Source organism: Nitrosopumilus adriaticus, from assembly GCF_000956175.1.
GTDB lineage: Archaea > Thermoproteota > Nitrososphaeria > Nitrososphaerales > Nitrosopumilaceae > Nitrosopumilus > Nitrosopumilus adriaticus.
This window is the reverse complement of the sequence record NZ_CP011070.1, coordinates 1,537,825-1,556,781: the sequence shown is the minus strand read 5'-3', so window position 1 is coordinate 1,556,781 and position 18,957 is coordinate 1,537,825. Positions and strand designations below refer to the sequence as shown.

Annotated in this window: 20 protein-coding genes, 1 tRNA gene and 1 pseudogene; 8 read left to right on the top strand and 14 right to left on the bottom strand. The window is 33.8% G+C overall.

The features are described from left to right. Window positions 1–15: 15 nt before the first annotated feature. From NADRNF5_RS09205 to NADRNF5_RS09175, 7 genes are read right to left on the bottom strand one after another with little or no spacing between them, the layout of a single operon-like run. On the bottom strand, window positions 16–996 hold the full coding sequence (locus NADRNF5_RS09205; RefSeq protein WP_048117817.1) for a polyprenyl synthetase family protein: 981 nt from the start codon (window positions 994–996) through the stop codon (window positions 16–18). Beyond that, window positions 983–1,633 carry an isopentenyl-diphosphate Delta-isomerase gene (idi, locus tag NADRNF5_RS09200; protein ID WP_192828324.1) on the bottom strand — a complete coding sequence of 217 codons (651 nt, stop codon included), beginning with the start codon at window positions 1,631–1,633 and terminating at the stop codon, window positions 983–985. The genes NADRNF5_RS09205 and idi overlap by 14 nt, the downstream gene beginning before the upstream one ends. Before the next feature lies 1 nt (window position 1,634). Next, window positions 1,635–2,378 (bottom strand): isopentenyl phosphate kinase, encoded by a 744-nt coding sequence (locus NADRNF5_RS09195; RefSeq protein ID WP_048117795.1) that lies wholly within the window; start codon window positions 2,376–2,378, stop codon window positions 1,635–1,637. 23 nt (window positions 2,379–2,401) lie between these two features. Continuing rightward, a complete protein-coding gene (gene mvk / locus NADRNF5_RS09190) occupies window positions 2,402–3,343 on the bottom strand; it encodes a mevalonate kinase (RefSeq protein WP_048117793.1) in 942 nt (313 codons plus the stop codon). A 23-nt stretch (window positions 3,344–3,366) separates the two neighbouring features. Further along, complete coding sequence (rpsB, locus tag NADRNF5_RS09185) at window positions 3,367–3,990, bottom strand: 30S ribosomal protein S2 (RefSeq protein WP_048117790.1); 624 nt, start codon at window positions 3,988–3,990, stop codon at window positions 3,367–3,369. Between the two features lie 7 nt (window positions 3,991–3,997). Further along, complete coding sequence (eno, locus tag NADRNF5_RS09180) at window positions 3,998–5,236, bottom strand: phosphopyruvate hydratase (protein WP_048117778.1); 1,239 nt, start codon at window positions 5,234–5,236, stop codon at window positions 3,998–4,000. Window position 5,237: 1 nt separating this feature from the next. Continuing rightward, window positions 5,238–5,474 (bottom strand): DNA-directed RNA polymerase subunit N, encoded by a 237-nt coding sequence (locus NADRNF5_RS09175; protein WP_048117776.1) that lies wholly within the window; start codon window positions 5,472–5,474, stop codon window positions 5,238–5,240. A gap of 52 nt (window positions 5,475–5,526) precedes the next feature. Here NADRNF5_RS09175 and NADRNF5_RS09170 point away from each other — a divergent pair. Beyond that, window positions 5,527–5,611: transfer RNA gene (locus NADRNF5_RS09170), tRNA-Leu, on the top strand. Between the two features lie 19 nt (window positions 5,612–5,630). On the opposite strand, the gene NADRNF5_RS09165 is transcribed toward NADRNF5_RS09170, so the two are convergent. Beyond that, window positions 5,631–6,242 (bottom strand): translin family protein, encoded by a 612-nt coding sequence (locus tag NADRNF5_RS09165; RefSeq protein ID WP_048117773.1) that lies wholly within the window; start codon window positions 6,240–6,242, stop codon window positions 5,631–5,633. Between the two features lie 145 nt (window positions 6,243–6,387). On the opposite strand from NADRNF5_RS09165, the gene NADRNF5_RS09160 reads away from it, so the two are divergent. Beyond that, entirely contained in the window at window positions 6,388–7,035 is a 648-nt protein-coding gene (locus NADRNF5_RS09160) for a fibronectin type III domain-containing protein (protein WP_048117765.1), read from the top strand. On the opposite strand, the gene NADRNF5_RS09155 is transcribed toward NADRNF5_RS09160, so the two are convergent. Continuing rightward, entirely contained in the window at window positions 7,029–8,501 is a 1,473-nt protein-coding gene (locus NADRNF5_RS09155) for a hypothetical protein (RefSeq protein ID WP_052661932.1), read from the bottom strand. The genes NADRNF5_RS09160 and NADRNF5_RS09155 overlap by 7 nt on opposite strands. A 222-nt stretch (window positions 8,502–8,723) precedes the next feature. Here NADRNF5_RS09155 and NADRNF5_RS09150 point away from each other — a divergent pair, with 222 nt between their 5' ends. Genes NADRNF5_RS09150 through cobT form a run of 3 tightly spaced genes read left to right on the top strand, consistent with a single transcriptional unit; the run spans window position 8,724 to window position 11,048 of the window. Continuing rightward, complete coding sequence (locus tag NADRNF5_RS09150; RefSeq protein ID WP_048119527.1) at window positions 8,724–9,371, top strand: NAD(P)H-hydrate epimerase; 648 nt, start codon at window positions 8,724–8,726, stop codon at window positions 9,369–9,371. Next, window positions 9,368–9,976 carry a hydroxyacylglutathione hydrolase family protein gene (locus tag NADRNF5_RS09145; protein ID WP_048117762.1) on the top strand — a complete coding sequence of 203 codons (609 nt, stop codon included), beginning with the start codon at window positions 9,368–9,370 and terminating at the stop codon, window positions 9,974–9,976. The genes NADRNF5_RS09150 and NADRNF5_RS09145 overlap by 4 nt, the downstream gene beginning before the upstream one ends. Window positions 9,977–9,983: 7 nt before the next feature. After that, window positions 9,984–11,048, top strand: coding sequence for a nicotinate mononucleotide-dependent phosphoribosyltransferase CobT (cobT, locus tag NADRNF5_RS09140; RefSeq protein WP_048117751.1), 1,065 nt, complete (start codon window positions 9,984–9,986; stop codon window positions 11,046–11,048). On the opposite strand, the gene glmS is transcribed toward cobT, so the two are convergent. The 3 genes from glmS to NADRNF5_RS09125 are packed head-to-tail and all read right to left on the bottom strand — an operon-like array spanning window position 11,035 to window position 14,007. Beyond that, complete coding sequence (glmS, locus tag NADRNF5_RS09135; RefSeq protein WP_048117748.1) at window positions 11,035–12,795, bottom strand: glutamine--fructose-6-phosphate transaminase (isomerizing); 1,761 nt, start codon at window positions 12,793–12,795, stop codon at window positions 11,035–11,037. The genes cobT and glmS overlap by 14 nt on opposite strands. Window positions 12,796–12,846: 51 nt before the next feature. Beyond that, window positions 12,847–13,431, bottom strand: a complete 585-nt coding sequence (locus NADRNF5_RS09130; RefSeq protein ID WP_048117744.1) for a 30S ribosomal protein S4 — start codon at window positions 13,429–13,431, stop codon at window positions 12,847–12,849. A gap of 9 nt (window positions 13,432–13,440) precedes the next feature. Then, window positions 13,441–14,007: a 30S ribosomal protein S13 gene (locus tag NADRNF5_RS09125; protein ID WP_048117741.1), complete on the bottom strand. Its 567-nt coding sequence runs from the start codon at window positions 14,005–14,007 to the stop codon at window positions 13,441–13,443. A 361-nt stretch (window positions 14,008–14,368) separates the two neighbouring features. On the opposite strand from NADRNF5_RS09125, the gene NADRNF5_RS09120 reads away from it, so the two are divergent. Next, on the top strand, window positions 14,369–14,680 hold the full coding sequence (locus NADRNF5_RS09120) for a hypothetical protein (protein ID WP_048117739.1): 312 nt from the start codon (window positions 14,369–14,371) through the stop codon (window positions 14,678–14,680). Here NADRNF5_RS09120 and NADRNF5_RS09115 read toward each other — a convergent pair. After that, entirely contained in the window at window positions 14,672–15,175 is a 504-nt protein-coding gene (locus NADRNF5_RS09115) for a hypothetical protein (RefSeq protein ID WP_048117736.1), read from the bottom strand. The genes NADRNF5_RS09120 and NADRNF5_RS09115 overlap by 9 nt on opposite strands. A 155-nt stretch (window positions 15,176–15,330) precedes the next feature. On the opposite strand from NADRNF5_RS09115, the gene NADRNF5_RS09110 reads away from it, so the two are divergent. Both NADRNF5_RS09110 and NADRNF5_RS09105 read left to right on the top strand, forming a co-directional pair. Then, the gene (locus NADRNF5_RS09110; protein WP_048117732.1) at window positions 15,331–16,359 is read left to right on the top strand and encodes a multicopper oxidase domain-containing protein; all 1,029 of its coding nucleotides are present in this window, start codon (window positions 15,331–15,333) and stop codon (window positions 16,357–16,359) included. Further along, window positions 16,349–17,527: a ZIP family metal transporter gene (locus NADRNF5_RS09105; RefSeq protein WP_048117729.1), complete on the top strand. Its 1,179-nt coding sequence runs from the start codon at window positions 16,349–16,351 to the stop codon at window positions 17,525–17,527. Before NADRNF5_RS09110 ends, NADRNF5_RS09105 begins: the two co-directional genes overlap by 11 nt. Here NADRNF5_RS09105 and NADRNF5_RS09100 read toward each other — a convergent pair. Beyond that, window positions 17,524–18,877 (bottom strand): annotated as a pseudogene (locus NADRNF5_RS09100) (cation diffusion facilitator family transporter). The gene NADRNF5_RS09105 and the pseudogene NADRNF5_RS09100 sit on opposite strands and share 4 nt — an antisense overlap. Window positions 18,878–18,957: the final 80 nt, after the last annotated feature.

Here is an 18,957-nt window from a genome sequence, read left to right as displayed (position 1 = left end):
TTTTCCTTTTTGCAGCTATACACTTCTTTTAACTACAAAATCCAACAATGATATTAGCTCTTCTTTGGCAGGTCCTGAGTATTTTGATAGTGATTTTTCAGCTTTATCTGCATATTTTAGAGCCTGTTTTCTTACATTTTCTTCAATATTTAGAGAACGAATTACTTCCACAGCCTTGTTTAGCTCATTTTTTGAAATTTTTGAATTTCCAAATGCCTTTAAAATAATTTTTTTATCATTGCCTTTTGCTGATTTTATTGCCATCAAAATTGGAAGTGATTTTTTACCTTCTCTAAGATCATTTCCAACTGGTTTTTTTGTAATCTTTGGATCTCCCATCACTCCGATTAAATCATCTGTTATTTGAAATGCTATCCCTAAGTTTCTTCCAAATGATGATAAATTTGATATATCATTATCTTTGTCTGTTGCACATATTGCTCCCATAGCACATGATACATCAAACAATGCTGCTGTTTTTTTGCTGACCATTGTAATATAATCTGATTGTGTTGGAATTCTTCCCTCCTCTGCCATTTTAACATCAAGTAATTGACCTTCACAAACATCAACACATCCTTTAGCAAGTCTTGAAACCAACTGGGTTACGGCAATAGGTGATAATTTAGAATCTGTAATCACTTGAAATGCTTTTGAAAATAAAACATCTCCTGCTAGAATTGCAATAGGCATTCCAAATTTTTTGTGTACTGTAGGTACTCCGTGACGCATTTCATCATTATCCATAATATCGTCATGAACTAGGGTAAAATTATGAACCATTTCAACTGCACTTGCAGCTGGCATTGCATTGGAACTATTTCCTCCCAAAATTTGGCAACTTCTAATTACCATGTATGGTCTAAGTCTTTTTCCTCCATTAACTATTAGATGTCCTGCTGCATCATAGAGTTTTTTTGGATTTCCTTTTAGCTTTGATTTAAGATATTTGTTTACAGTTTTGGCATTTTTTTCAATTTGTTTAGTTTTTTTCATTTACTAATCTCCATTTTTCTTTTGGTAAATGAACTTTGATTGCTTTTTGCAATCCTTCATGGATTTCATTATTCAACCATGGAGATAAAATATTTGAATACTTTTCAAGCATTGACTGTTCTGATTTCTCAAGTAATTCTAATGCAATAAGCATCCATGGGCAATAGTTTTGTGGGTTTGAATTTAGTTCTGAGATTAACTCTGTTGCTGAAATCCACTTTATTTCATCTATTTCACCATCAATTTCTTTTAATTCTGTAGATTTGTCAATTACTCCAACCAGCGTTCCGCAAATTTCATTTTCAGCGCCTACATCTTTGTATGGAACATGATACTCAAATTTGTGAAGATAGTCTAGATTTCCAGTAATTCCTAATTCTTCTGGCATTCTTCTTTCCCCAGATGATACATATGTTTCTGATTCTCTGGGATGGCTTGCAAATGTTCCGTCCCAATCATTTGGCCAAAGCATTTTTTCCTTTGCTCGTCTTGTAAGAACAAGCCTTCCATCTTTATCAAATAATAATGCAGTAAATGCTCTGTGAAGTTTTCCATCTGGTAAATGACACTTTACTTTTTCTTCAGTACCGATTGGGTTGTCATTTTCATCAACTAAAATCACTAATTCTTCTGGCATTTCATTTACTCCTAAACAATGTTCCTTCATATTTCCTATTTTTAACCGCTTTTACAATTCTTTCAGGCTTGTTTCCGTTCACAAAGAATACATTCATTCCCATTTTCGAAATTTTTGTTGCCTCTTCCACTTTTCTAGTCATACCACCGGTGACGTCCATCTTATTTTCAGATATTGAGGGGTGTTCTCCTTTTAATTCATAAATTAATTTTTTAGATTTTAGATCTGCATACAAGCCATCTTCATTTAATGCAAAAATACAAAGTCTGGGTTTTAGTATTTTTGCTAGATGAGTCATTATCTTGTCTCCAGATAATATGTAAGTTTTATTTTGCCCATACCACAGTGCATCTCCATATGTAACTGGAATTAATCTTGATTTGGAAATTTTCTCAATCTCTTTGATTTTTTTAATTATTGGTTTGTTTCCTGACATGAAATCTGTTGGTGGCAAACAATATGGGTTTAGTTTATTTTGTAACATTGAATCTAAAATTATTTTGTTTAATTCAATCATTGAATTTTTTACAATAGCGACACCTTTTGGATCGTATTTTTTTTCTTTAGTATGCATATCGTATTTTACAGACCAATAATGTCCATACGAGCCACCACCATGAACAATGATCATGGGTTCGCTGATTTTCTTTAAACTCTTAGTAAGATTGTCGATTGTTTTTTTCCTTGGTGATAGTGGTTTTTCTTTATTTGTAATAATAGATCCTCCTAATTTTATTAGAATCATGATGTTCGAAATTATTTAGTCAATTAAAAAGTATCCAGTCCTCTGAAATCGATTTTGGCTGAAAAGCAATCATAATTTTTCTCCTTGAATTGTTTTATCGTCTTCTCTAGATTAGATTCATCTGTTAAAGCAAAAATACATCCACCACCACCTGCACCCGTGATTTTTGCTCCAAAAGATCCATTTTTTCCAATTTTAATCATGTCCCTTAATTTGTCATTAGATATTCCTATTTTTTCAAGATATTCTTGATTTTGAGTTACTCTATTCCCAATTTCTTTGATGTTGTTTTCTTTTATTTCCTTCAAAACCTCATCTACTAATTTTGATTCGTTGTTACATAATGTGGTGAATTCTATCTCATTTTTTTCTTTAAATTCTTTTACTCCTGCAACTACTACTTTTGTTGAATGCTCAATGTTTGAATTTGCAATTACTAAATGAAAATTAGGCTGAGATTCTATTGTGGTAAATCCATTTTCTTTATCATATTCCATTATTCCACCATATGTGCAAACAGTGCAATCTGCCCCTGATGTATTCTGAAAAATTGTTTTTTCAGCTTCAATTGCAAGTTTTAGAATCTCCTCTTTGGTTGTATTTGAAAATAATCTGGAAATTGCAGCAGCTCCTGCAACACAACAGGCAGATGATGAACCCAACCCAACCCCTAATGGAATGTCTGATTCTACTATAATTTCAATTCCCGTATCGTGATTTTTTATTATTTTATTTGCTAAAAAATAAAATGGTTTTAGTGGAGAATTAATTTCTGAAAGTGATGTGTTTTTCTCTAGTTCTAGTTTGCCAATATTTGATATGATGGAAATTTTTCTCTCCTTAGTTTTTTCTGCAGAAACGGTGATTCTTTTGTCAATTGCACAAAGGATAGCTTTTACTCCATATACTACAAAATGTTCTCCGAAAAGAATTACTTTTCCTGGAGCAGAAGCTTTAGATTTCAAGTGAATTCTGAATTTTGATTGAATTACTCGATTTCCTCTTCGGTAATCTTTGTTTCAAAATCATCAATTTCATATTTCATTGATTCATCTTCTTTTAGCTCTCCTCTTTCAATTAGTACTTGGCGTACAAGTAGCCAGTAGACTGTAGCAAGAGCTTTTCTTCCTCTATTATTTGCAGGAATAATTACATCAAGATTAGATGTGATGTTATCTGTGTTTGCAATTCCTATGATTGGAATTCCTGCATTGGTTGCTTCAATGATAGCTTGTTCATCCACTTGAGGATCTGAAATTAACACCAATTTTGGTTCAATGTAATATGGTAATGATGGATTTGTCAATGTTCCGGGCATAAATCTTCCAAGTAATTTCTTTGAATTTAACATCTCACAGAATTTTTCAATTGGTGTTTCTGCATATTGTCTACCTGAGCATACGATGAGATTGTCTGCACCTAATCTGTTGATGAATTTGGCTGCAGTTTTAATTTTCTCTAGCGTAATGTCCAAATCAAGCATGTAAAGGCCTTCAGGACTGGCTTTGGTGATGAATGATTTCATGAATTTTGTCTTTACTTGAGTTCCTACTCTGATTCCAGTAGCTAGGATCTTCTTCTTAATGTCAGTTGTTTCTGCTTGTTGGCTCATGACGATTTTAAATCTCTACCATACCGCGTATTAAATCATGCTCTGAGAGGCGTAATAATTCATTTAATTTTGCCACTCTTTCTCCTCCTACCACTCCTACTTTGAGCATTTTTGACTTTGTAGCAAGACCAATGTGGGAAATTTGTGAATCCGTAGATTCGCCCGATCTATGTGATGTGATTAGTTTAACATTATTTTGATTTGCAACACTAGCAAATTCAAATGCATCATAAAGACTACCTGCCTGATTAACTTTGAGAATTGCAGCATTACATGATTTTAAGCCAATTGCTTTTGTCAGAATGTCTTTGTTTGTAACTGTAAGATCATCTCCTGTGACTAATGTGTCTGGAAATTTTGCTGTCAGTTCTGCCATATCTTCAAACGCCTCTTCATGAACTGCATCTTCTGCATAAATTAATTTGAATTTTTCAATAATGCCTGCTGCAAAATCTATTTGTTCTCCTGGGGAGTTTTCAAATCCTGCTCTGTCATAAACATATTTTCCTTTTTCCTCATTCCACTGGGTAGATGATGCAAAATCTACACCTAATGATACTTCTTTACCTAATGTGAATCCTAAATTTTCACAAGCTTTTGAAGAAACTTCTAGAGCTTTTATGTTTTCTAATTTTGGTGCCCATCCTCCTTCATCTCCTCTCCCATTTGTAAAATGAGGATCTTCTTTTTCTAAAACACTACGTAATTCTTTGTGAACTAACAAATTTGTTTCAATTGCGTCTTCGATAGTTTTTGAACCTGTAGCACAAATTAGAATCTCTTGAATGTCTGGGGTTCCAGGACCTGCATGTGCTCCTCCACCTAAAATATTGCCTATTGGAAATGGGAATTTGAACGATGATTCTGATGATAATATTTGAAACAATTCCTGACCAGAAGCTTTTGATGCTGATTCCATTGATGCAATTGTTACTGCAAAAGCTAATGCTCCGCCTATGTTTGCATAATTTGTAGAATCATCCAAACTTTTCAGCGTGTTGTGGATTTCTTTAAGATCTGAGGATTCTAAGCCGATGAATTTATTGGCATTTTCTTTTAAAATTTTCAGACTTTCTTCAGGTTTTCCATTGGGAAAACTTACTGCTTCATATTTTCCGACACTTGCACCTGAAGGTGCACAAACTCTGCCTAGAAATTTTCCTTCAGATTCAACATCAACTTCAATAGTTTTTGTTCCTCTACTGTTGTATAGAGTACGTCCTTCAATTGAGGATATTTTGGCCAAGTTATTCTAACTCAGATTGAACTTCTTGTTTTCTTCTCTGAATTGCTTCATAAAATGGAATTACTTGCTGAATTGTTTCTACGGTAGTCAAAAGCATTCTTCTGCAACAATATCTTTCAATTCCTAAGGAATCCAGAGTTTTAACTGGATCTTCTCCTGATTTAATTTTATTTTGATAATCCTCAAACTTGTCTGCAACTAAATTTCCACAAGTAAAACATCTTACAGGTATTAACATACGAACGAAAAAGTAATCAAGGATTATAAAAACCATGCAAGGAAGTTCCTTTGCGGGCGTCGCCCAGCCTGGCCAAAGGCGCTAGCTTGAGGGGCTAGTCTCTCAGGAGTTCGTGGGTTCAAATCCCATCGCCCGCACTAGAATTCTTGAAAATTATTATTCTAGTTTTTGTAAAGTTTTGATTAATTCACTACGTCTTTTTTCTTCTGTAATTGCAGATCTGACATCATCTACTAGAATTCTATTTACATCTATTTTTCTTCTAGCCTCTTTGACTACTTTGTCATATAATGAAAAAGTATACAAATTCATATACAGATTCTCCATTATATCAAAAATTCTAGTAGCATCATCTATTTTTCCTACTCGAATTTTGTCAAATACCATTCTTTTTAGTTCTCCAACACAATCAAGCAATCCTAGGACATATGACTCTGGCATTACTGATAATTTCTTGTCAGAAGGAATCTCTTTTTTTTCAACAATTGCAATTAGACATGCTGCCTCTACAAATTCTTGCTCTGGTGTAATTAGATATCTTTCTAGTCCCCCCGTTGCTTTTTTCTTGTATTTTTTTAAGAGAATATCTGCCTGTTTTAGATTGTTTTTGCCTGTCTCAAGTTCTCCTTTATGAACTGCGATAATTGATTTGCTACATAGAATAATGATCTCTCTAGTGTTTTTCAATAAAAATTCTCTTGAATCTTGAACTACTCCTAAAGATTTTGAAATTTTGTTTAATGATGTTTTGACATTTTTTAAAGTCATGGTGGAAATATCTTAAGACTAGGATAAAGCCGTTTGCCAAACTCTTAGGAATTTTACGTAAACTATTTCCAAAAAGGAACTCACTATCTTCAAAATATTCCTCTGTCTTTAATCCCTCATATTTCATTTCAAATCTAGACTCAAAATGAGATGTGAATTACTAGGAATTAGCATTATCACTGCTATAATATTACTTGGATCTATAGAAAGTTCTTTTGCTGAAGAATCACTATCCTGGAAATCAGAATATCTGGTTGGAATTCTTGATTCAGAAATTGATGCATCTGTCCCAGTTACAATCACTACTTTCTCAAAAGACTCACTGAAACTCGAATGGGAAAAACCAACTATTTCAAAAGACAAAAAAATAACTGGATTTGAAATACTGAGAAAAGATTTAAATTCAGACTATCATAAAGTTGCAGAAATTACAAATCCAAAAATATTTTCTTATCTGGATATGAATCTGGATGAAGGGTACTATGGATACAAAATAGTTCCTGTATTAATGAAAATTGAATCAAACAAAATTCCAATGCATGGTATTGATAGGCAGCACAGTTTCTTTCCAATTTATGTTCAAGGACAACAGCTAGTTGCTCAATATTTGCTAAAACAAAACTGTTTGAAATGCTTTGATGAATCTTTTAAAGAAATAGATGATATTTTCCAATATGATTTTCCTGAATATAACAAGCGAGTTAACAATGAATATCAACAAAACTTAGATTCAGAATCTCTTAGAACAAAAAATCTTTTTGAGTCCCTATTCAAAATAAAAAGCAATCATTGATTCTTTAGATGTAAAATTGGATCAAGTATGTAATCCATAGTTTTTTGTGCTCTCTCAGATCCTAATAGCATCTTTTGTTTTACTTCTGGTTTGTCAAGTTTGCTGATTCTTTCCTTAAAGTCATAAGAGAAAATATTGTCAATTTCCTCATACGATCCATCAAGACATCCAGGACAAATCTGGTTTAGTTCATTTTCTGCCAATAGATATTGCCCATATTTGTACATGTTAAAGTAAGCATGCTCTCTTGCAATACCGCTCATTGCAATTTCATCCACTATCTTTTTGTTTGGAATATAATCCATAGTCCATTGGTCAATTACTAGAGACCATGAATTTCCAAATTCATCAACTGCTGTGGTCCTGCCAGTTTCAGTCAAGTGGTAAATCTGACCATTGTTGATTCCATCATATTCTTTTGCAGGATTCATTGATGGTCCTACAACTTCAATTCCGTGATTGTAATAGTTTTGCCAAGCATTACGCTCTGTATCCCAAACATTTGTTCCAAGTATGTTGAAATCAAGTGGTGCTCTAAATGTGTGAATTACTTTGACTAGTAGGCATTGCTGTGCTGATTCCTCAGAGCAATTACCTTCAGAAGTTGAGACTTCGATGTCCCCTAAGACATGTTCAGGATCATCAACTGAAAGTGTTGCTACACCATCAAATGACTTGTCCCAATTAATTACTGCCTTGCTGTTACTCATAATTTCTCCTTTTGCCAGACCAAATGCTAACTCAAAGTGAGAGATGTTGTCCGGACCCAAGTTATCATAAATTTTGAATTCTGCAATGTTTTTCTCTCCTGTGGTTACTGTTACAAGAGGATATGGTGTAAAGTATCTCTCAACATCAATTGATTTTCCATTGTATGTAAATCCGTTATCAACTAATCTCTTACCCTTACTATCTACACCCAGTGTTGGCTCTTCACAATCCCCGCTACATCCACTTCCATTACTTGCAGAAACTGAAACAAACAAACCAAAGTCACCTGTTAGAGTAACTGCTGTGTTTGTAAATTCAGTTCCATTTCCTTGATAGTGAATATTTCCTGCAGTTGGATCATAAAGTACTGTGTCAGTATTTATCACTGGAGGAGTAGAACCTGCAATTGTATCAATTGTTAATGTTAATGCAGTAGCCCCTGCATTCCAAATACCACTGATAGTATCAGCAGTATCTATATCTGAATTAGCTACTGTAAAGTTTGCACGGAATTCTGCATTAGTCATTGTTCCTGATGCAAATGTGCTATTTACTTGAGCTGGAAATGTGATGACTATGGTATCGTCAACAGAATATACTGCATCTGCATCATTTGGATCGTCTGCTATTGCAGATGAAATTCCAGATGCTGCAAAAGCATCAGATGTAAGATATGGGGCAAATCCTAATGTAAAAAGAATAACTGTTAATACGGATAATTGAGTTCTTAATGTTCTCATTACTGTTAGATTCATAAATTAATACTTAGCATCGTGTTTGTTATTTTAAAACAAACAAAAAAGATTCTAGATCGACTAATTGGTTAAAATTAGAATTTAGAACATTTACAATGAATATCTATTATCTCTCCAATTTTGTTTGAGAAACATTATCTTAAATTCTAAAATTTTATGCCTATTTTAGCCAGAATTCCTATTTTCAAAGCTCTTATTTTGGATATAATTTTCATTTATTGTATGGAAATTACTGTAGATCAAATGTATCAAATTGAAAATAAAGGTCATGATATGGGCTTTTTAAAAAAATTCATGATGGAAAATGCTGGTGCTGCATCAGTTAGAAGATTAGTTGAGAAGATTGAAAATATAGAATCTAAAAATATCTTGATTTTTGTAGGACTAGGAAATAATGGCGGGGATGGCTTGGTGATGGCAAGACACTTGGCAGGTTATGGTGCTAAAGTTACAGTGATGCTTCTTGGTACTCCTGAAAAAATTAAAACCGAAGAGAGCAACTGGAATTGGTCAATATTAAAGAAAATGCCATCTGTGAAATTAATGATTGGTGATTCTTTGAGTTTTGATTTCAAACCCGATATAATAGTAGATGGAATTTTAGGAACTGGTATTTCAGGAGAAATTAGAGAACCGTATGCATCTGCAATAAATTATATCAATAAAACAGACTGTTACAAATTCGCAGTTGATGTCCCATCTGGATTAGATCCACAAACAGGTGAGACTGCAAACATTTGCACAAAATGCAACATGACAGTTACCTTTCATAAAATGAAACAAGGGATTCCAAAGAGAAAAGACTTGACTGGTGAATTGTATGCAGAAAAAATTGGAATTCCGCCAGAAGCTGAAGAGGGAATCTTATGAAAGTTCATCAAATCCAAGTAGGAAACATGCAAAATTTCACTTACATTGTTGAAGATGAAGATACAAGTGAGGCAATAATAATTGATCCATCTTGGGAATTAATGGAATTAGAAATGATCATAAAAAAAAATAATCTAAAGATAAAATACATTGTAAACACTCATCATCATTTTGATCATACTTTGGGAAATGAAGCAATCTCTGAATCTACTAAAGCTCCAATAATTCAACATGAGTATTCAGAATTAAAGCATGACATTACAGTAAAAGATGGTGATTTTATTGAATTTGGAAATTCAAAATTAAAAGTACTTCACACACCCGGCCATTCTAAAGATAGTATATGTCTTGTCGGTGATGGAAAAATTTTTTCAGGTGACACATTATTTGTTGGAAATTGTGGAAGAATTGATTTGCCTGGGGGTAGTGCAAAGGAGCTATATCACAGTCTGTTTGATGTTTTGTATTCATTAGATGATAATTTGGTTATGTATTCGGGTCACAATTATGGTCCTTCTGAAGTATCTACTCTTGGACAAGAAAAGATCACAAATCATGTAATGCAAAAACGAACAGAGCAACAATTTGTCGAAATGATGGGATAGTGATTTCTTGGAAAAATTTGAACTGCATGGGAATATAGATCAAGCCAATAATTTCATCGAAACTATGAAATCCGGCAGATTTCTTTTTTCATTTGTAATATCCTATACTGAAACTTGTGAAATTCCCGGAATTACTTTTGCTGGTGCAGACATGAACTCTATTCAATTTACTCCTCCTGCTGATGCAGAATATCTACATTATGGATATTGTAAAACTATAGATAAAATCCCGATGACTCCAGATGGAAAACCTACTCCTGGCTTACTTACCAAAACTGCATTAGAATCCTCTAGTATTCCACATTTGACGATTAATGCTGGAAGTAAGGTTTTGCCTAAATTACCTTTTATTGAATCAGGCTTATCCTTTGGAAAAAATATCTCCATGAATGATGCAATGACTGATTCAGAAGTAACTCATGCCGTGGATTATGGGCGAATAGTTGGCAGAAGTTTAGCATCGCTTTCAGATTGTCTTGTGATTGGTGAGAGTATACCAGGTGGAACAACAACTGCATTGGCAGTATTGAGAGGATTAGGTTTTGATGCTAAAGTCAGCTCTAGCATCCCGAATAATCCTGTAGAGTTGAAAAATCAAATTGTTGATTCTGCACTTGAAAGAATTGATTCTGATCATCCATATAGTATTGTGGCAAAAGTAGGTGATCCAATGATTCCATTTGTAGCTGGAATGCTAAGCTCTGCATCTGATGTTTCAAAGGTTATGCTTGCAGGAGGAACTCAAATGTTGGCAGTATTGGCATTTGCATCTAAAATTGGATTCAATGAAGAAAATGCTGTTATTGGAACCACCTCATACATTACAAACGATGAAAATGCAAATTTTGTTAGTCTAGTTGAAAAAATTGCCAACATTCCCGCAATTTCTGTTAATCCCGGTTTAGAAAATTCTAGATATTCTGGTCTAAAGGCATTTTCAGAAGGATTTGCAAAAGAAGGAGTTGGTGCTGGTGGAAGTATTATCTCCTCAATGATTAAAACTGGAAATGATTCTTCAACGTATCTGGATTTGGCAGAAAAAGAGTATCATCGATTATTTACTTCACTGTAACTGATTTTGCCAAATTTCTAGGATAATCTGGGTCTGTGTCTTTTTCAAGTGCTGCATAATAAGATAGCAACTGAATTGGAATTATTTCTGAAATTGGATACATTGATTCTTCAACTTTGGAAATCTCTATCCAATAATCATACACATCACTTTCCACATCTGAAATTCCAATTATTTTTGCTCCTCTAGCTTTAATTTCTCTTGCACTAGTTAGAGTATCTGAATATGTTGAATCATTGGGATTGATGATTAAGACAAACACGCTTTCATCCATTAATGCAAGTGGTCCATGTTTTAGTTCTCCCCCCGGAATTCCTTCTGCATGAATATATGTGAGCTCTTTTAATTTCAAGGCAGCTTCTATGGCAATTGGATAATGAACTCCTCTACCAAGAACATAGATGTCTGAAATATTTTTTAATTTTTGTGCCACTATCTGAATTCTAATGGGTTTGTCCAAAGTTTTTGAAACCGATTCTGAAATCTTATCAAAATTTATCTTAATCTCACTGTTATTTAGTTTCTCTACTATTTTGTAAATTATTACAAGTTGTGCTGTGAAGCTTTTTGTTGCCGCAACTCCTATTTCTGGCCCACAATTCATTCCAATAACTACATCTGCTTCTCGAGCAAGTGATGATGTAAGCAGATTTACAATAGATATGATTTTACAATTCGCTTTTTTAGCAATTTTTACTGCCTCTAACACATCTGCACTTTCACCACTTTGAGAAATTGCAATTAGGATTGAATTCTCCTCAATACTATCTGGTGAAAACTGAAGTTCACTTGACATGATTGGCTCTACTTTGATTTTAGCATATTTTGATAACATTTGTTTTGCAATTAATGCTGAGTTGTAACTTGTACCACTACCTGTAATGTAGATATTTTTTGAATGTTTTAGGTAATCAGCAGTTTTTTCAATTGCTTCTGTTGTTTTCTCGCCTGCCTTCAAAATTGTTTCAGGTTGTTCATAAATTTCTTTTAAAGTAAAATGTGCATAATCGCCTTTGTAAGCATCTCCAAATTCTTTTGATACTTTGGTAATGCCATATTTTGCATGATTTCCATCAAAATCTAAAATTTGAAATTTATCTTTGTCTAAAATTACAAAATTCCCGTTTTCCAAGTAAATTGCATCGTCTGTATACTCAATGAATCCTAGAACATCACTTGATAAAAAGAAATCATCTTTTCCAACTCCTATTATTAGTGGTTCATGATATCTTGCTGCGGCTAGCTGACCATTTTCAAACATTGCAACAAAAGCGTAATGTCCTTTTATTTCTGAAACTGTTTTGATAATTGTTTCTTTGACATTTTTTGTTAATTCATAATTTTTTTGAAGTAAATTGGCAATTATCTCACTATCTGTTTCACTTTTGAAACTATATCCATCATTTTCTAATTGTTGCTTTAATTCCTCAAAATTTTCAATAATTCCATTATGAACTATTGCTATTTTTCCAGAGTTACTTGAATGAGGATGTGCGTTTGTATCTGTCACTTTTCCATGTGTAGCCCATCTGGTATGGCCAATGCCAATTTTTCCTGGCATAATATCTAATTGAATTTTCGAATTTACTTCATCAACTTTCCCTATTCCTTTTTTTAGTTCTATTTTATTCTCTGATTCTGTTGCAACCCCAACACTATCGTATCCACGATATTCCATTCTTTTTAACCCCTTTACAAGAATGGGAGCAGCACTAATCTTTCCGTAATATCCTATAATTGAACACATATCATTCTCTCTGATAATTGGGGTTATTTACTGATAAGCCTATTTTTTTGATTACTCTGTTGAAGAACTTTCATCTTTTGGTGTTTCTTCAGGAGCAGCCTCTTTGGTTTCTTCAGGAGCAGCCTCTTTAGATTTTGTATTCTCTAACATTTCTGGAATTTTTGATTCTGGTGTAAAATGAATGCTGTCTTCCTCTGCAACTGTTACTGTGTATGATGGGATGTCCACCTTTCTATCTCCAATCATAATATGGCCATGAATAACTGCTTGTCTTGCTTGATATGGTGTTTTAAATCCAAATTTCTTTGTTACAATAGTTTGCAATCTGCGTGAAAGTAAATCATTAGCGTTCAGATTAAGCACATCGTCTAGTGTTGCACCGCTGCTAACTAATCCAATCCTTGCAAGGGATTGCATTAAAATTGGTTCTTTTTCTTCTCTAATTTCTTGTCTTAATGCAAGCAATGATCTTGCTTGATGTCTTACACGGGATAACTCTGTATGTGCTTTCCATAATTCTCTTTTTGTTCTTAACCCAAATGTACCAAGAGTTTTGAGCTCTTCCATTTTTAATTCATAATTAAGTGGTCTTTTTGGTTTTCTCCAAACTCTACGTGGATATTTTGGATCTCCCATTCAAAACACCTATTCTTTTTTCTCCGCCGGAGCTGCTGCTTCTGCTGCCGGAGCTGCTGCTTCTGCTGCCGGAGCTGCTGCTTCTGCTGCCGGAGCTCCTGCACTTCCCTTCTTTACTGGTGCTGCCATTCCTCCTTTTGCAACTCCTACAGCTCCACCTTTTCTACCTGATGTTCTAGTTCTTTGACCTCTTACTTTTAGGCCACTAAGGTGACGATAACCTCTCCAACTTGCAGTTATTCTTTCTCTTTCAATATCGTTTCTTAATGTAAATGGAATATCTGATGTAAGTAAATGCAAATCAGCTCCTGTCTCAATGTCTTTTCTTCTATTGAGGAACCATGTTGGGAAATTTCCTCCAATAGGATCTGTGATCAATTTTTCAATTGCTTGAACATTCTCTTCAGTGAGATTTCCGATGTTGGAATTTGTATCAATCTTTAATGTGTCTAGAATTGCTGTGGCAAAATTATACCCAATTCCTTTAATCTGGGTTAACCCTACAAGCATTTTTCGCTCTCCTGGGATATCATTACCCACAATCCTTACAATGTGTCTATATTCTTGAGTACTCAAGTATTCAAAAATTCAAAGAAACCCCGATAAAAACCATGCTAGGCACCAAATTGAATGATTTTTGAATATTTTCAGACGTGTCTAAATCTCAATGCCTTTTTTGGTAAATTTTTGACACAAATTATCTGAAGTCTTCATCCTCTGTCCAATCATTACCCTGGACATTCCATAAATTACATTTACAGCATTTTTTGATTCCGCGTTGAGCGTCAATATCTATGCAAAAACAATGTTCACCTTTGCCTGATGGATCTTGACTACATAGCCTCTGCATAATATTGTAAAAACCCCTTTTTCTTAATTATCTTATTGGAATAGATATTCCAAAAGTTAATAATTTCTAATTTCTATATTTATGTAAATGAGTAATTCTTTTGATAAAGAAAAAGTTGTGGATTGTATGTTTGATCCTGTCACTTCTTCAATATTGGCAGATCTTGAAGATGGTCCCAAAGAATGTTCATTTTTGGCACAAAAATCTTCTATTTCTGAAAATGACGTCCTTGATAGGCTTTCATATTTAATTGAGCATGAATTTATTTTCAAAAATCTAAATGATGGAAAGTATTTTCTTTCAGCTAATTCTGAGAAACTCAATGGCATAATTGAAAATGGTGATAATTTTGATGCTACAATTAGCGGTCTTGAAAAAATGGATAGTTATCTAAACTGATCTCTTTCTATTTCTAATACCTAGAATTCCAACTACAACTAAGCCAATCATTCCAGCAACAATGACGTATACTGGAATAAAACCAAGAACTTTCTTTCCTGAATCCGGTAACGATCCAATTGCTCCAAAAACTTGAGATTCTTCATTACTATTACTTTGAATGATCAATTTGTAAATTCCCGTCTCTAAAACTTCAAATTCTTCTTCAATAGTTTCATCATTAATTTGCTGTGAAGTTATTTCAATACCCAATGGATCCACTATTTTTGCAGAAAATGTATTTTCTTGGAAATCTCCTATCTGAACAGCAAAAACTCCGATGGGAGTTGTCTGTGGATCAAAATTGTTGTCAATTGAAAGTACTTGCTCGGAACTCACTTTACCATTTTCTTGAACAATTCCTTCAAGAATAGCTTGATTTCCTAATACTAGTAGAAATAACCCTATGATAATTAGAACTCCGGACCCAATTATTATCATTCCAGATTTCTGCACAAAACTTATTTGATTTTCTTTAGTTTAAACCTAATTTTTCTACAAATCTCGAAAAATTGAGCATAAAAAGTTAGACTAGGCTAAAAAAGTTAGCTTAGGTTAAATTTAAATAAAGAATTTAATTAATTGTTTTGTTGATAAACCGTACTCAATCAATGATCCTCGCAATCACAATCTTGATTGGAATTTCAGTAATTATGATTTTTCCAATTGGTTCTCAAGCTCAAACTGAGGAAAACATTTTTGTTACTCATAGTGGAGCAGTGGTTAAAACCACTGGTGAAGTATTAGATCCTCTATACACAAGTGCAACCGTTGAATTTGATCCTATGGAATATTTACGTGATTTCAATTATGGTAGAATTTCACAACTAGAAGATGGTACTGTTCTAAGAGAGTACACCATTATTGCAAATGATGATGAAATCATGGAAGTCTCTCCTGGTATATTTTACAATGTATGGACTTTTAATGGCACTGTACCTGGTCCAACAATCAGAGCAACAGAGGGAGATATTGTTCGAGTCAAGTTCATTAACAACGGTGAAAAAGAGCACACCATTCATTTTCACGGAATTCATCCTGCTGGAATGGATGGTGTATTTGAACCAGTAGGTGGGAATGGTGGACAATTTGTTTATGAATTTGAAGCTGGCCCTGTAGGAGTTCATCCATATCATTGTCACGTAATGCCATTAGAAGAACACATTGTGCATGGGCTTTATGGTGTGTTTATTGTTGATCCTAAAGAAGAACGACCACCAGCAGATGAAATGGTAATGGTGTTAAATGGACTGGATACTGACTTTGATACTGAAAATAATTTTTATGCTGCAAATACAATTCCATTTTATTATCAGCACCACCCTATTCAAATTAACACAAATGAATTAATCCGAATTTATGTTGTCAACATGGTTGAATTTGATCCGATAAATAATTTCCATCTGCATGGAAATTTGTATAAATATTATCCAACTGGAACTGACATCGTACCATCGTTTTACACTGATATGATTACTCTATCTCAAACAGAAAGGGGCATAATGGAATTTGAATATCAATACCCTGGAAAATATCTGTTCCATGCCCACAAAGTTGAGTTCTCAGAAAAAGGATGGGTTGGGATATTCATGGTAAATGAAAACAAAGAAGGTACGGAGGATGTAAAATATGGAAGTTAGTAATACGTCTTCAAAAGGAAAATTAATTGCCAGTGGTGTAATTCCATTTGCATTTTTAATCATCTTGATTGCTTACATTTTTGGACCTGGATCTGAATTATTGGATCTTGGTATTCCCTTACCTGAGATAACTATGGAAAAAGTTGACTTCCTAGATTCTGAAATTCAAGTGACAGTTAGAAACACTGGTCCAATATCCGTAGAGATTGCAATGGCTGATGTCAATGATAGGATACAACCGGCAGCAGTTGAACCAGACAGATATCTAGAACGATATGAAACAGCCCTCGTTAGAATTCCTTTTGAATGGAATGATGCAGAACCCTATATCGTTGGAATTACGATTGAAGATGGAACTAGATTTGAAAAAGAGATTGAGGCAGCAGCTCCTGCATTAGAACCAAGCTTTGAGCTTTTAGGATTTTTTGCAATCATTGGAACCTACGTTGGAATAATCCCTGTAATGATTGGTTTGCTTTGGCTACCCTTTATCAAACGGATTAGCAAACAAAAATATCATTTCTTTTTGGCATTAACTGCTGGATTATTGTTATTTTTAGCAATTGATTCTGTTGAAGAGGCATTAGATGTTTCAAATGAAAGTCTTGCAGGAAGCTTTAATGGAGTATTGCTTGTTGCAACTGTTTTGATATTGTCATTTCTTGGATTGTATTATACTGGTGAAAAATTGGTGAGTAGAGCAAAATCCTCTAGGATTACAAAGCCTGTTGCAATTGCATTAATGATATCAATTGGCATTGGTTTACATAATTTTGGTGAAGGACTTGCAATTGGAGCTGCAGTAGGTCTTGGGTCCATTGCGTTTAGCACATTTTTGATAATAGGATTTGCATTACATAATACAACTGAAGGACTTGCAATAGCTGCACCAATGTCTAGAGAAAAAAAAGTGATTGGAAAACTTGCTGCCATGGGATTAATTGCCGGAGCTCCGGCTATTTTTGGTGCGTGGATAGGTGGTTTTGTTTATTCACCATTTACATCTGTGGTATTTTTGTCAATTGGAGCTGGTGCGATATTTCAAGTAATTATCACAATTTTAAAGTGGATAAGGGAACAAGGTGACAAAAATCTCTCAAGTGCTGCAGTTGCCTCTGGTTTTGCAATTGGAATGGTCATTATGTATTTGACCAGTATTTTGGTTTAGACTGGTTCTGGATGAATTGTTATCACTGAATCATTTATCTTAGTCCTGATTTCATGCTCTATCTCTGAAATCAAATCATGAACTTTTTCTATCGACAAGTCTTTGTCAAAGGAACAATCGATATCAATTTTTAGAATATTTTCAAAATTCAAAGATACTATCCTTCCAATCTTTTTAATTTCTGAATATTTTTCTAATATTCTTTTAATTTGATTTTCAGTAATTTTGTCTTCCAAGTTGAAATTTTCTGGTATTTTAACAAAAGGTTCTAAATGAATTGTAGCATGCTCTATTTCTGGAATATTTTTGTGAATTTCTTCTTCAATAACTTCAGAAATTTTATGTGCAGATAAAAGATCCATTTTTCGGTCAACCATTACATGTAAATTTGAAAATGTTCTTCCTTTGGTTTTATGCGTACTTACATTATGAACATCTTTTACACCTTCAACTCCTTTTGCAATTTCTAGAATTTTTGCATCTAGTGGAACATCTTGCCAATTAGGCTCAAAATGTACTGTAATTGCTGAATTTGAAATTTCATTTTTTATGTTAGCTTCAACATTATTACTTATTTCATGCGCTTTATCAAAACTAGTGTCTCCTCTTAATGATATGGTAATGTCTGCAAAAATTGTCTCACCTGATCTTCTCATCAATATTGGTTCTGCATTAATTACACCGTCAGTTGATATTGCAATTTCCTTTACATTTTTTACAAGTTCTGGTGATATGATGTCTGTTAAATCAAGTGCAGTTTTGTAGACTAGTTTGATGCTTAGTACAGCTAATAATCCTCCTAGTATTAACGCTGCAACAAAATCTCCAAAGTATAATCCATATGAAACAAGAATTATTCCAATTATTGCAACTAGAGTAGATCCAAGATCCATAAATGCGTGATAGAAATCTGCTTTGAGAGTGGCCCCTCCGATTTTTTTTCATTGATTTTCTTAATAGCCCTATTCTAAAAATATCAATACCGATTGTGTACAGCCCTGCAACGATTGCAAACAATCCTGGCAATATTGCTGGGGGTGGACTTTGTAGTCTGTGAATCGATTCATAAATAAAAAAACATGCAATCAAAAAAATTGCAATTCCTCCAATCATACCTCCTAATGACTCAATTTTTCCATGTCCGTAGGTATGCTCTGCATCAGCTGGTTTCATTGCCATTCTTGCAGCCAATAACAAGACCATTGTTACCACACTATCCAATAATGCATGAATACCATCTGTAATGAGGGCTAGACTGTTTGAGATTAAACCAAAAATTAATTCTACTAAAAATGCCGAAAATATAGCTACTAATGAAATTTTTAATACTTTGGTCCTTTGTACAAACATTTCCATATTTTTAATAATTCTAATCATGTATTACAGGTTTCTAAGAATAAAAGATACGACAACATTATTTGTGATAAAGT

Coding starts and splice junctions, on each gene's coding strand:
- glmS (WP_048117748.1), bottom strand. CDS start 12,795: ATGTGTTCAATTATAGGATATTACGGAAAGATTAGTGCTGCTCCCATT.
- NADRNF5_RS09130 (WP_048117744.1), bottom strand. CDS start 13,431: ATGGGAGATCCAAAATATCCACGTAGAGTTTGGAGAAAACCAAAAAGA.
- NADRNF5_RS09155 (WP_052661932.1), bottom strand. CDS start 8,501: ATGAATCTAACAGTAATGAGAACATTAAGAACTCAATTATCCGTATTA.
- NADRNF5_RS09165 (WP_048117773.1), bottom strand. CDS start 6,242: ATGACTTTAAAAAATGTCAAAACATCATTAAACAAAATTTCAAAATCT.
- NADRNF5_RS09105 (WP_048117729.1), top strand. CDS start 16,349: ATGGAAGTTAGTAATACGTCTTCAAAAGGAAAATTAATTGCCAGTGGT.
- idi (WP_192828324.1), bottom strand. CDS start 1,633: ATGCCAGAAGAATTAGTGATTTTAGTTGATGAAAATGACAACCCAATC.
- rpsB (WP_048117790.1), bottom strand. CDS start 3,990: ATGAGCCAACAAGCAGAAACAACTGACATTAAGAAGAAGATCCTAGCT.
- NADRNF5_RS09195 (WP_048117795.1), bottom strand. CDS start 2,378: ATGATTCTAATAAAATTAGGAGGATCTATTATTACAAATAAAGAAAAA.
- NADRNF5_RS09110 (WP_048117732.1), top strand. CDS start 15,331: ATGATCCTCGCAATCACAATCTTGATTGGAATTTCAGTAATTATGATT.
- NADRNF5_RS09150 (WP_048119527.1), top strand. CDS start 8,724: ATGGAAATTACTGTAGATCAAATGTATCAAATTGAAAATAAAGGTCAT.
- NADRNF5_RS09160 (WP_048117765.1), top strand. CDS start 6,388: ATGAGATGTGAATTACTAGGAATTAGCATTATCACTGCTATAATATTA.
- NADRNF5_RS09145 (WP_048117762.1), top strand. CDS start 9,368: ATGAAAGTTCATCAAATCCAAGTAGGAAACATGCAAAATTTCACTTAC.
- NADRNF5_RS09205 (WP_048117817.1), bottom strand. CDS start 996: ATGAAAAAAACTAAACAAATTGAAAAAAATGCCAAAACTGTAAACAAA.
- NADRNF5_RS09175 (WP_048117776.1), bottom strand. CDS start 5,474: ATGTTAATACCTGTAAGATGTTTTACTTGTGGAAATTTAGTTGCAGAC.
- NADRNF5_RS09120 (WP_048117739.1), top strand. CDS start 14,369: ATGAGTAATTCTTTTGATAAAGAAAAAGTTGTGGATTGTATGTTTGAT.